Genomic DNA, 11,660 nt, shown 5'->3' with positions numbered 1-11,660 from the left:
TTCATCGTGAAACATCAGTCAAAGCCTGATATTTCGTTCCTAGCAAAACAGTGCAACCGTGGTGCCTTCCAGCAACAGGCGTACACAGGCGACCACTCCCCCGGTAGCCTGAAGAACAGAGCCCAGCCGGCCGGTTCCCGGGCGGCGAACCGAAAGGACCGTACCGAAGCCGTGCAGCTTCTCACTCGCGTCTACCAGCGCATCGCGGCCCTGGTGCATGAGCTGGCCAAGTTCGGCACGATCGGCGCCCTCGCGTTCGTCATCGACTACGGCGGCTCCAACCTGCTGCGCTTCGGTCTCGACCTCGGACCGCTCGTCTCCAAGGCCATCCCCGCGGTCATCGCCACCACCCTGGCCTACTTCGGCAACCGCTTCTGGACCTGGCGGGACCGCCAGCAGAGCGGCCTGCGCCGCGAATATACGCTGTTCTTCGCCCTCAACGGCATCGGCCTGCTGATCGCGATGCTGGTGATCGGCTTCGTGGACTACACGCTCGGCCTGAAAGACCCGGTGAGCTACAACATCGCGCTGATCATCGGCACCGCGCTGGGCACGCTGTTCCGGTTCTGGTCCTACAAGAAGTGGGTCTTCCTGGCGCCCAGCGCCGAGCCCGAGTACACCGAGGTCCGCTGACCTCACGCGGGCCCGCTCACCGCGCGGCTGCGGCCGTCGCCGTTCTCGCCCGTCTCCGCCGTGTCCCGCAGGTCCTCCTCCTGGCCCACCGGCAGCAGGAACACCCCGAACACCGCCGGACGCGGACGCAGCAGTTCCAGCCGCCCGCCGTCGGCCGCCGCCAGGGCGCGGGCCAGGGTGAGCCCGAGCCCGGTGCCACCGCCGCCGCTCACGTGCCGCTCGAACACCCGCGAGGCCAGGTCATCGGCGATCCCCGGCCCCTGGTCGCCCACCTCGATGACGATCGACTTCTCCGTGCTGCTGGTGGAGACGATGACCGGGCCGCCGCCGTGCTCCAGGGAGTTCTCCAGCAGTGAGGCCACCACCTGGCCGAGCGCGCCCGGGGTGGCCATCGCCCGCAGGCCCCGGTCACCGTCCAGCATGAGCTTCCTGCCGGACCTGCGAAACGCCGGCTCCCACTCGGTGACCTGCTGGACCAGGATCGGGTCGATGGCGATCGGCGCTGCCTGGGAGTGCCGCTGCCTGCGGGCCGCGGTGAGCAGTTCGTTGATCACCGCGGTCAGCCGTTCGGCCTGCACGATGGCCGCCTCGCCCTCCTCGCGCACCACCTCGGGCTCGTCCGCGGCGGCGACGATCTCCTCCAGCCGCATGGTGAGGCCGGTGAGCGGGGTGCGGAGCTGGTGGGAGGCCTCGGTGGCGAACTCCCGCTCCCGGCTCAGCAGGTCGGAGATGCGCGTGGCGCTGCGGTCGAGTACCTGGGCCACCCGGTCGAGTTCCTGGATGCCGTAGCGGTGCTTGCTCGGCCGCGCGTCGCCCGAGCCCAGCCGTTCGGCGATCATGGCGAGGTCGCGCAGCGGCAGCGTGAGCCGGCGGGACTGCACGATGGCCAGCCCCACCGCGACGGCCAGTGCCGCCACCGCGAGCGCCACGATCAGCAGCAGCCGCGCCCGCACGTCCTGTTCGACCTGGCCGCGGTCGCGGCTGACCTGCACCCACACCCCGCTTTCCGAGTGGGCGTCGGCGGTCATCTTGCTGCCGGCGGGCGGTTCGTTCCCGACGATCGTGGCTCGTGGGGGGTTGCCGCCCTCGTACACCTGGATGTAGCGGTCAGGGTAGTTGCGCGCGACCTGCTCGGCGTCGATGGGCTCGTCCTGGATTCGGGCGTACTCCACCTCCCCCAGCAGCCGCCGCGCGTCGGACTGGAGCTCCTGTCCGGCCTCGTCCACGATCAACCGGCTCACCACGACGCCGAGCGGGACGCCCAGCAGGAGTACCGCGATGACCGCGACGACCAGGGTGGAGGACAGTAGTCGTCGGCGCATCGCCTACTCGCGCTCGAACCGGAACCCGACCCCCCGGACCGTCGTGATGTACCGCGGCTTGGCGGCGTCGTCACCCAGCTTGCGGCGTAGCCACGAGATGTGCATGTCGAGGGTCTTGGTGGAACCCCACCAGTTGGTGTCCCACACCTCGCGCATGATCTGCTCGCGGGTTACCACCTTGCCGGCGTCCCTGACCAGCACCCGCAGCAGGTCGAACTCCTTGGTGGTCAGATGCAGCTCCTTGTCCCCCATCCAGGCGCGGCGGGAGTCGGCGTCGATCCGCACGCCCTGCACCACCGGCGTCTCGGAGGTGCCGCGGCGCAGCAGCGCCCGCACCCGAGCCAGCAGTTCGGCGAGCCGGAACGGCTTGGTGACGTAATCATCGGCTCCGGCGTCCAGTCCGACTACCGTGTCCACCTCATCGACCCGCGCGGTGAGAATCAGCACGGGCGTGCCGTGCCCTTCCGCGCGAATCCGGCGGGCGACTTCCAGGCCGTCCATCTCCGGAAGGCCCAAATCCAAAACGATCAGGTCGATGCCCCCCGACAAAGCCCTTTCCAGGGCCTGCGGGCCGTCGGGGCTCACCTCTACCTGATAGCCCTCGCGGCGCAACGCGCGCGCGAGCGGCTCGGAGATCGAGGTGTCATCCTCGGCGAGAAGTACGCAGGTCATGAAGCGATCGTAGGACCTTAGGGGATCGTTTCCCGCATGCAGCGCACGGTTTGACTTGTCATTGACCTATCCATTGACCTGGGCAAACATTGATAAATGACGGTTTGTCATATCCCATCGGCCGCCGTTTCACGCGTCCGCCCGGCCGGCGCGGCATAGCCCTTCCCCCAAAGCCGCCCATCCAAAATTCCATCGGAATCGCTAATGCATATCAGACACCAATCCAGTGGGCGTGTCTTCGCTTATCCCCTGAATCTCCGCAACTCTGCGCCGCGCGGCGTCCAAAAGAGGCAAGCAGGGTGGATGGCCGACCACCGGTGGCGAAGCCGGGCCCGCGCGCTGCCGACGCCGTGCGGGCTCCGCCGGCCTGGACGGCCACCTGGACGGCCACAAGGTGTGCGCCTGGACGTACCCGTACGCAGGCCGTCGCCGACCGGATCGGCGGCTTCCACGGCCCGGGCTCCTGGGAGTGCCGGAACGCCCGGCGCGGGCGGCTCGGCCCGCTGGACTTCACGCGCTACCGCGCGGCGCGTGGCGCCACCGCACCCCTGGAAGGGGACGACGCCTACGGCTGGAGGTGCGACGGCGACCTGGCCGACTCCCAGGCCGCCTGCGCGGCCCCGTACCCCTGCAACGACCCCCGCTCCTGGGAGTGCTGGGGGCTGAACGCCGCGCCGTACGCCTCACCGCAGCGAGATGAACAGCGCCTCCCCGGCGCGGCGGTAGCCGACCCTGGCATAGACGCGGGCGGCCCCGTCGTCGGCGGGGGTGAGGAACGGTGTGGTGATCCCGGCGTCGGCGCCGGCGCGGGTCAGCAGCGCGGTGATCGCTCCCGCGATGCCGCGCCGCCGGTGGGAGGGCAGCACCGCGATGCCCGCCACCTCGGCCACCCCTTCGTGCGGGCCGCCGAGTTGCCCGGCCCCGACCGCGTCGCCGCTGGTCGTGTCCACGGCGGTGGCCACCAGCCCGCCGCCGGAAAGGATCCGCCGCAGCCGTGCCACGTCGTGCTCGCCGGCCTCGGGGGCCTCGAACGCCTCGTTCATCACCCGGGCGGCGGCCCAGAGACCGGGGTCGCCGGTGACCAGCGAGACGCGCACGGCGGCGTCCACCGGCGCGTCCACCACCCCGCCCGGCGGGCACACCAGCAGCGGGTAACGGCCCTCGACGGTGAACCCGGCCGCGATCAGCGCCGCTTCGACCCGCGGCGCGGCCTGCGGCACGTACTCCAGCCGCGGCACCCTGTCCCGCTCGCGGAACGCCGCCACCAGCGCCGCCACCTCGTCCGCCGTGGGAGCCACGTCGTCATCGGGGATGGCGTAGTTGAACGGCGGGGCGTCGTCATGCTCGTCGAACCGGACCGTGAACGGCCCCGCCCGCCGTGCCCGCTCCCCGGCCACCGACCTGAGGTAGGCGTGCACACCGGCGCTCACCACGTGAGATCCCCCTGTTGTAGATCATGCGTTGAACACGCCAAAGGTAACATTGGCGCGCATCGACATCTCTGACGGGAGTGTCCGCATGAGGGGAAGAGTGCTGCGCCGGTCGCTGGACCGGCTGCTCACCGACCGGGCCGGGAAGGTCCTCGCCCTGGCCGGGCAGGAGGCGGCGGCCCGCGAGCGGAGCGTCACCCCGGAAGACCTGCTGCTCGCCATCGCCCGCCTCGACCAGGGCGTGGCGGTGCTCTCGCTGGAGCGGCTGGGCATCCGCCCGCGTGACATCCGGCACTCGATCCACGCCCACGGCACGCCCGCGCAGGACGACGCCCGGACGGCGGACGTGCTGCGGCTCTCCCGGCTTTCGGCCTTCGAGTTCGGCCATCGGTACATCGGGACGGAGCACATCCTGCTGGGCATCATCCGGGAGGGACGGGGGGCCGCCGCCCGCGCGCTGGCGGGCCTCGGGGCCGGCCTGCCGGCCGCCCGCGACGCGGTCAAGGCGACGTTGCTCGCCTGATGCGCGCCCCCGTCCGTGGACGAGCCGGTGGCTCAGTCGTCCCCGGCGGAGGGCGGCTCGGCGAAGCGGGCCAGGTAGAGCTGCTCACCGAGGCTCTCGATGAGGCCCAGCTCGGTTTCGAGGTAGTCGATGTGCCGCTCCTCGTCTTCGAGGATGTCCTCGAAGATGCGCGCGGAGGTGATGTCGCCCTTCTCGCGCATCAGCGTGATGGCCGGACGCAACCGGCCCACGACGCCGACCTCCAGCTCAAGGTCGGCGCGCAGTTGCTCCGGGACGTTCTGGCCGACCTGGATCGTGCCGAGCCGCTGGTAGTTGGGCAGCCCCTCAAGGAAGAGGATGCGGTCGGTCAGCCGTTCGGCATGCCGCATCTCGTCGATGGACTCGGCTCGGGTGTAGTCGGCGAGCTTGGTATAGCCCCAGTTCTGCTGCATCTTGGCGTGCAGGAAGTACTGGTTGATGGCGGTCAGCTCTGACGTCAGTTGCTCGTTCAGCAGCTCGATGATCTGCTTGTCGCCCTGCATCGGCAGGCCCCTTGCGCTATACGGTCGGTACCAATTCCTCAGACCGTTTCAGGATCGCACAGATCCTTCGCACACAGGAGGCACAGTCACCGCCCGCGCCGGTGGTGTCGCGGATCTCGCGGGCGGACTTGGCGCCCGCCGCGATGCAGTCATGGACCTCGTTCTCCGTGACCGCACGGCAGACGCACACGTACATGGTTGGGCGACGGCCCTTTCCAGTGAGATCATTTCTTAGGTTAGGCACACCTAAGATAACTCACTTCGATAAGGCTTGCCTATGTGCTTTGGGCCACATGGTGCTAACCCGTTATCGCAGGTCCTTCCGCCGCGATCGTGGTCGTTCCGCCGTGGCCGGTACGCACGACGGTGTCACCGGGCAGGCTCAGCAGCCGCGTCCTGATCGACTCGATGATGGTGTCGTAGGAGGAGTAGGACCGGCCCGTCGCGCCGGGCCCGCCGGCGAAGAGCGTGTCGCCGGTGAAGACCGTCCCCTGCTCCGGCGCGTGCAGGCACACCGCCCCCGGCGAGTGCCCGGGGGTGTGCAGCACCTCCAGCCTGACCCCGCCGACGGTCAGCGTCTCGCCGTCGGCGAGCGGCGCGTACGGCAGGGCGTCGCCGTACTCCATCCGCCACAGCACGTCGTCGGCCGGGTGCAGCCGGACGGTCGCCCCGGTCGCCTCCACCAGCCCGCGCGCGGCGTTGATGTGGTCGTTGTGCGCGTGCGTGCACACCACGGCCTTGATCCGCCGGTCGCCGACCGCCGCCAGGATGGCGGGCGCGTCGTGGGCGGCGTCGATGACGACGACCTCCTCGCCGGAGCCGACGATCCAGACGTTGTTGTCGACCTCCCAGGTGCCGCCGTCGAGGGCGAAGACGCCGGAGGTGACCACCTTCTCGATCACAGGACCACCACCGAGCGCAGCACCTCGCCGCGGCCCATCCGGGCGAACGCCTCCTCGACCTGGTCCAGGGCGATGGTCTCGGACACGAACTTGTCGAGGTCGAGCCGCCCCTGGAGGTAGAGGTCGATCAGCATCGGGAAGTCGCGGGAGGGCAGGCAGTCGCCGTACCACGACGACTTGAGCGCGCCGCCCCGCCCGAACACGTCGAGCAGCGGCAGCTCCAGCGTCATCTCCGGGGTGGGCACGCCGACCAGCACCACGGTGCCGGCCAGGTCGCGGGCGTAGAACGCCTGCTTGTAGGTCTCCGGGCGGCCGACCGCCTCGATCACGACGTCGGCCCCATGGCCCCCGGTCAGCTCCCGGATCGCCTCCACCGGGTCGGTGGCGCGCGAGTTGACGGTGTGGGTGGCCCCGGCCTCGCGGGCCCATTCGAGCTTGCGGTCATCGACGTCCACCGCGATGATCGTGCGGGCCCCGGCCAGCGACGCGCCCATGATCGCCGCGTCGCCGACGCCGCCGCAGCCGATCACGGCCACGCTGTCCCCCCGGGTGACGCCGCCGGTGTTGATGGCCGCGCCGAGCCCGGCCATCACGCCGCAGCCGAGCAGCCCGGCCACCGCGGGGCTCGCCGCCGGGTCCACCTTCGTACACTGGCCCGCGGCCACCAGGGTCTTCTCCACGAACGCGCCGATGCCGAGGGCCGGGCTCAGCTCCGTGCCGTCGGCCAGGGTCATCTTCTGCCGCGCGTTGTGGGTGGCGAAGCAGTACCACGGACGGCCGCGCAGGCAGGCCCGGCACTCGCCGCACACCGCCCGCCAGTTGAGGATGACGTAGTCGCCGGGCGCGACCGTGGTGACGCCCTCGCCGACCGCCTCGACCGTGCCCGCCGCCTCGTGGCCGAGCAGGAAGGGGAACTCGTCGTTGATGCCGCCCTCCCGGTAGTGCAGGTCGGTGTGGCAGACGCCGCACGCCTGCACCTTGACCACCGCCTCGCCCGGCCCGGGGTCGGGCACCACCACGGTGGTGAGCGAGACCGGCTCGCCCTTGCCCCGCGCGATCACGCCCTGGACTTCGTACGACATCGTGTACCCCTCACATCTCAGCCGATACCGCTCAAATGATCACTACTACCGCGCTGTGGTCAAGGGCCCGGTCTCACTTGGCGTCCACCTCGCCGTCCGAGGCGTCCTCCACCGCCCGGAAGAGCTGCGAGCGCACCTCCTGGATGCTCGGGATGTCGCGCAGCGCGATCTGGCCGCGCTCCCCCGCCGACTCCACGGTGAGCGTGCCGCAGCCGAGCAGCCGCTCCACGAGGGACTGGTCGGAGCTGACCGTGTTGACCTTGGCCATCGGGATCTCGTCGGTGGACTTGTTGAGCACCCCGGTGCTGATCGTGAAGCGGTGGGTGGTCAGCACGTAGGCGGTGTTCTTCCACTGGAGGTACGGGACGAACGACCAGACGGTGAGCAGGATGACCGCGATCACCGCGATGGCGATCCTGGCGTGGGCGGCGTAGGCGAAGTCGGCGGGGACGAAGAACATCCCCACGCCCGAGGCGACCGCGATGATGACGAGGGCGAGGAACGGAACGACCAGCCGCTTCCAGTGCGGGTGGAAGGAGCTGATCCGCAGCTCGCCCTCGGTGAGATGGTGATCTGGCAGGCCCATGCCGGAAATCGTGGCACGTCCGGGCGGTGTCCGCCACGCGCCTCCCCAGGAGGGGTCAGCTTTCGCCCGGACGTACGTGGACGACGTCGCCCGCGCTGAGCGCGTGCTCCCGGCCGCCGGAGAAGACGATCAGGCAGCCGGTGTCGTCCAGCCCGGTGGCGGTGCCGGTCAGCGGCGCGCCGCTGGGCAGCTCGACGCGGACCTCGCCGCCGATGGTGGCCGACGCCGCCAGGTAGTCGGCGCGCAGCCCGCTGCCGCCGGGATCGCCGCCCGCGGCCTCCCAGGCGCGGTAGCGGGCCTCCAGCTCGCGCAGCACGGCGCGCAGCAGCGGGTCGCGATCGAGGCAGGCGGCCTGCTCCACGGCCAGCGACGTGGCGGTGGCCACCGGCAGCTCCGCGGCGCTCAGGCTGACGTTGAGCCCGACCCCGATGATGATCGAGGTCTCGACCCGCTCGGCCAGCACCCCGGCCAGCTTGCGCTCGCCGATCAGCAGGTCGTTGGGCCACTTCAGGCGTACGTCCACCGCCGCGAGGCGGCCGACGGCCGTGGCCGCGGCGAGGCCGGTGAGCAGCGGCAGCCAGCCCAGCCTGGGCGGCGGCACCGTGGGCCGCAGGACCACGGAGAACATCAGGGACGAGCGCGGCGGCGCGGACCAGGTACGGCCCAGCCGCCCGCGGCCCGCCGACTGCGCCTCGGCGACCAGCACCGCCCCCTCGTCGGCCTCCCGCGCCCCGGCGCGCACGGCGGCGGCCAGGTCGGCGTTGGTGGAGCCGGTCTCCTCCACGACGGTGACGCCGCTCCAGAGCCCGCCGGGCCGCACCAGCGCGCGGTTCAGGGCCTCCTGGGACAGCGGAGGACGGTCCAGATCGGTGTACGGCGATTCAGCCACCCTGTAATGATGCCCGCTTCAGGGCCAATATGGGGCTATGAAGAAACGTCTCGATCCGCGTAACTGGGCCAGCGTGAAGCCGTTCGGCGTCGGCGAGCGCAAGCCCAACAACTACCTGGAGCTGGTGAAGGCGTTCCAGTCGGTCAAGGGGAACCGGCGGTACGCATGGCGAATCTTGACCCAGGGCACCTGCGACGGGTGCGCGCTCGGCACGCGCGGGATGCGGGACTGGACGATGGACGAGATCCATCTGTGCAACATCCGGCTGCGGCTGCTCAAGCTGAACACCATGCCGGCGCTGGACGTGTCGCTGCTGAACGACGTCTCCGCGCTGTCGGGCAGGCGGAGCGCGGAGCTGCGCGACCTCGGCCGCCTGCCGTACCCGATGCTGCGGCGCACGGGCGAGCCCGGCTTCCGCCGGATCGGCTGGGACGAGGCGCTGACGCTCGCCGCGGACGGCCTGCGCGACACGCGGTTCGGGGCGTACCTGACCAGCCGGGGCGTGCCGAACGAGAACTACTTCGCGGCGCAGAAGGCGGTGCGCGCGATGGGGTCGGCGTCCATCGACAACGCGGCCAGGATCTGCCACTCCCCCTCCACGGTCGCGCTCAAGGAGACCATCGGCGCGGCGGCCACGACCTGCTCCTACACCGACTGGATCGGCTCGGACCTGATCGTGTTCATCGGCGCGAACCCGGCCAACAACCAGCCGGTGGCGATGAAGTACCTGTACCACGCCAAGCGCGCCGGGACCGAGATCGCGATGGTCAACGCCTACCGCGAGCCGGGCATGGAACGTTACTGGGTGCCGTCCAACGCCGAGTCCGCCGTGTTCGGCACCAAGATCACCGACCACTTCTACGGCGTGCACATCGGCGGTGACGCCGCCTTCCTGAACGGCGTGCTGAAGCACATGGTGGAGCACGACTGGCTGGACCAGGCGTTCATCGACGAGCACACCACGGGGTTCGAGCAGGCCCGCAAAGCGGTCGAGGAGATGTCCTGGGAGGAGCTTGAGGCGCAGTCCGGGGCGTCCCGCAAGAGCATGTTCGACCTGGCCAGGCGGCTGGGCCAGGCGCGCTCGGCGGTGCTGGTCTGGTCGATGGGCATCACCCAGCACGCGCACGGCGAGGACAACGTGCGGGCCATCGTGAACCTCGCGCTGGCCAAGGGGTTCGTCGGGCGCGACCACTGCGGGCTGATGCCGATCCGCGGGCACAGCGGCGTGCAGGGCGGGGCCGAGATGGGCGCGTACGCGACCGGGCTGCCCGGCGGGCTGCCGGTCACCCCGGACAACGCCGCCAAGTTCGCCGGGCTGTGGGGCTTCCCGGTGCCGGACGCGCCCGGCCTGACCGCCACCGACATGATCGACGCGGCGCACGCGGGCGAGCTGGACGCGCTCGTCTCCTCCGGCGGCAACTTCCTTGAGGTGCTGCCCGACCCCGCGCGCTGCCGGGAGGCGCTGGCCCGGCTGAAGCTGCGCGTCCACATCGACATCGTGCTGTCGTCGCAGATGCTCGTCCCGGCCGACGACGGCGATGTGCTGCTGCTGCCCGCGCAGACCCGCTACGAGATGGTCGGCGGGGTGACCGAGACCTCCACCGAGCGGCGGATCATCTTCTCCCCCGAGATCGAGGGGCCGCGCGTCGGCGAGGCGTGGCCCGAGTGGAAGATCTTCACCGAACTGGCCGCCCGCGTCCGGCCGGAGTACGCCGACCGGGTCACCTACACCGGCACGCCGCAGATCCGCGCCGACATCGAGCGGGCGGTGCCGTTCTACGCGGGCATCGCGGGCCTGTCGAGGTTCGGGGACAACGTGCAGTACGGCGGGCGGCATCTGTGCCCAGACGGGAAGTTCGCCACTCCCGACGAGCGCGCCAGGTTCTCCGCGGTGCCGCTGCCCGCGCTCACCCGCGCCGACGGCTCGTTCATGGTGGCCACCCGGCGCGGCAAGCAGTTCAACAGCATGGTCCACGAGCGCCGGGACGGCTTCAACGGCGCGACCAGGGAGGCCGTGCTGATGAGCCCCTACGACGCCGACCGGCTCGGGCTGCCCGACGGGGCCCCGATCGAGCTGCGCGGGCCCGGCGACCGCACCTTCCGCGGGGTGGTGCTGCGTGCTCCGCTCACCCCCGGCAACCTGCAGATCCACTGGCCGGAGGGCAATGTGCTGCTGGACGAGGCGCGACGATCTCCCGACGCCCGCATTCCCGACTACAACGCCATGGTCACCGTGGCCAGGCCGGCGCCGTGAGCGTCCGCAAGGGGCCGACCACCCGCACCCGGCTGCGCGAGGTCAGCGGCGAGCGGGTCCGTGACCGGCGGGACGACCTGGTCACCGAGGAGCCGCTGGAGATCCGCGTCCAGGCGGGCAGCGCCCGCAGGACGCTGGCGATCACCATGCGGACCCCGGGCGCGGACTTCGAGCTGGCCGCCGGGTTCCTGCACGGGGAGGGGGTGGCCGGTCCCGGGGACATCGCGGCCATCGGCTACTGCACGGACGAGGACGTGCCGGATGAGGCGCGGTACAACACGGTGACGGTACGGCTGGCGGGAGCCGAGCTGCCGGAACTGCCGTCCCTTGACCGGCATTTCATGACATCGAGCGCGTGCGGGGTGTGCGGTACGGCGTCCATCGACGCGCTGCGCTCGCGCAGCATGCCGTACCTGACGGTCCAGGACGGCCCGCGCATCGCCCCCACCGTCCTTTACGAGCTGCCCGGCAAGCTGCGGGCGGCGCAGAGCGTGTTCGGCAAGACCGGCGGCCTGCACGCCTGCGGCCTGTTCACGCCGGACGGCACGCCGCTCGCCACCCGCGAGGACGTCGGCCGGCACAACGCGCTGGACAAGCTGGTCGGCTGGGCCGTGCTCGGCGGCCGGCTCCCGCTGCGCGACCACGTACTGCTGGTCAGCGGGCGGACCAGCTACGAGATCGTGCAGAAGGCGGTGGCCGCCGGGATCTCGGTGGTGTGCGGGGTGTCCGCGCCGTCCTCCCTGGCCGTGGAGCTGGCCAGGGAGTTCGGCATCACGCTGGCGGGCTTCTTGCGCGGGGAGCGGTTCAACGTCTACGCCTGCCCCGAGCGGATCTTGTGATCTGGCC

The 11,660-nt window shown here is 70.9% G+C and carries 13 protein-coding genes; 4 read left to right on the top strand and 9 right to left on the bottom strand.

The annotated features are described in order from the left end of the window. Nucleotides 1–171: 171 nt before the first annotated feature. Nucleotides 172–633 carry a GtrA family protein gene (locus tag ACH34R_RS06475; protein ID WP_397560352.1) on the top strand — a complete coding sequence of 154 codons (462 nt, stop codon included), beginning with the start codon at nt 172–174 and terminating at the stop codon, nt 631–633. Nucleotides 634–635: 2 nt separating this feature from the next. Here ACH34R_RS06475 and ACH34R_RS06470 read toward each other — a convergent pair whose 3' ends face one another. The 3 genes from ACH34R_RS06470 to ACH34R_RS06460 all read right to left on the bottom strand — a co-directional run bounded on the left by ACH34R_RS06470 (nt 636) and on the right by ACH34R_RS06460 (nt 4,057). Continuing rightward, a complete protein-coding gene (locus ACH34R_RS06470) occupies nt 636–1,955 on the bottom strand; it encodes an ATP-binding protein (protein ID WP_397560351.1) in 1,320 nt (439 codons plus the stop codon). A gap of 3 nt (nt 1,956–1,958) precedes the next feature. Continuing rightward, nucleotides 1,959–2,627 carry a response regulator transcription factor gene (locus ACH34R_RS06465; protein WP_012888073.1) on the bottom strand — a complete coding sequence of 223 codons (669 nt, stop codon included), beginning with the start codon at nt 2,625–2,627 and terminating at the stop codon, nt 1,959–1,961. A 683-nt stretch (nt 2,628–3,310) separates the two neighbouring features. Next, nucleotides 3,311–4,057 carry a GNAT family N-acetyltransferase gene (locus tag ACH34R_RS06460; RefSeq protein WP_397560350.1) on the bottom strand — a complete coding sequence of 249 codons (747 nt, stop codon included), beginning with the start codon at nt 4,055–4,057 and terminating at the stop codon, nt 3,311–3,313. A gap of 88 nt (nt 4,058–4,145) precedes the next feature. Between ACH34R_RS06460 and ACH34R_RS06455 the strand changes: the two genes are divergently transcribed. Beyond that, nucleotides 4,146–4,580, top strand: a complete 435-nt coding sequence (locus ACH34R_RS06455; protein WP_397560349.1) for a Clp protease N-terminal domain-containing protein — start codon at nt 4,146–4,148, stop codon at nt 4,578–4,580. Between the two features lie 32 nt (nt 4,581–4,612). Here the strand turns inward: ACH34R_RS06455 and bfr are convergent, their stop codons facing one another. The 6 genes from bfr to ACH34R_RS06425 all read right to left on the bottom strand — a co-directional run bounded on the left by bfr (nt 4,613) and on the right by ACH34R_RS06425 (nt 8,560). Next, entirely contained in the window at nt 4,613–5,101 is a 489-nt protein-coding gene (gene bfr / locus ACH34R_RS06450; protein ID WP_397560348.1) for a bacterioferritin, read from the bottom strand. Between the two features lie 16 nt (nt 5,102–5,117). Continuing rightward, nucleotides 5,118–5,297 (bottom strand): bacterioferritin-associated ferredoxin, encoded by a 180-nt coding sequence (locus ACH34R_RS06445; protein WP_111167446.1) that lies wholly within the window; start codon nt 5,295–5,297, stop codon nt 5,118–5,120. Nucleotides 5,298–5,400: 103 nt separating this feature from the next. Then, complete coding sequence (locus tag ACH34R_RS06440) at nt 5,401–6,003, bottom strand: MBL fold metallo-hydrolase (RefSeq protein WP_397560347.1); 603 nt, start codon at nt 6,001–6,003, stop codon at nt 5,401–5,403. Then, nucleotides 6,000–7,085: an S-(hydroxymethyl)mycothiol dehydrogenase gene (locus tag ACH34R_RS06435; protein ID WP_397560346.1), complete on the bottom strand. Its 1,086-nt coding sequence runs from the start codon at nt 7,083–7,085 to the stop codon at nt 6,000–6,002. The genes ACH34R_RS06440 and ACH34R_RS06435 overlap by 4 nt, the downstream gene beginning before the upstream one ends. 73 nt (nt 7,086–7,158) lie before the next feature. Beyond that, nucleotides 7,159–7,671, bottom strand: a complete 513-nt coding sequence (locus tag ACH34R_RS06430; protein WP_397560345.1) for a PH domain-containing protein — start codon at nt 7,669–7,671, stop codon at nt 7,159–7,161. Between the two features lie 55 nt (nt 7,672–7,726). Next, nucleotides 7,727–8,560, bottom strand: coding sequence for a biotin--[acetyl-CoA-carboxylase] ligase (locus ACH34R_RS06425; protein WP_397560344.1), 834 nt, complete (start codon nt 8,558–8,560; stop codon nt 7,727–7,729). Between the two features lie 37 nt (nt 8,561–8,597). Between ACH34R_RS06425 and ACH34R_RS06420 the strand changes: the two genes are divergently transcribed. Together ACH34R_RS06420 and fdhD are read left to right on the top strand one after the other, a co-directional pair. Continuing rightward, entirely contained in the window at nt 8,598–10,814 is a 2,217-nt protein-coding gene (locus ACH34R_RS06420) for an FdhF/YdeP family oxidoreductase (RefSeq protein ID WP_397560343.1), read from the top strand. Further along, nucleotides 10,811–11,653, top strand: a complete 843-nt coding sequence (gene fdhD / locus ACH34R_RS06415) for a formate dehydrogenase accessory sulfurtransferase FdhD (protein ID WP_397560342.1) — start codon at nt 10,811–10,813, stop codon at nt 11,651–11,653. The genes ACH34R_RS06420 and fdhD overlap by 4 nt, the downstream gene beginning before the upstream one ends. Nucleotides 11,654–11,660: the final 7 nt, after the last annotated feature.

Origin of the sequence: Spongiactinospora sp. 9N601, from assembly GCF_044326295.1 — a bacterium.
Taxonomy (GTDB): domain Bacteria; phylum Actinomycetota; class Actinomycetes; order Streptosporangiales; family Streptosporangiaceae; genus Spongiactinospora; species Spongiactinospora gelatinilytica.
Note: the sequence above shows the minus strand (reverse complement) of the source record. Positions and strands in the feature narration are given on the sequence as shown.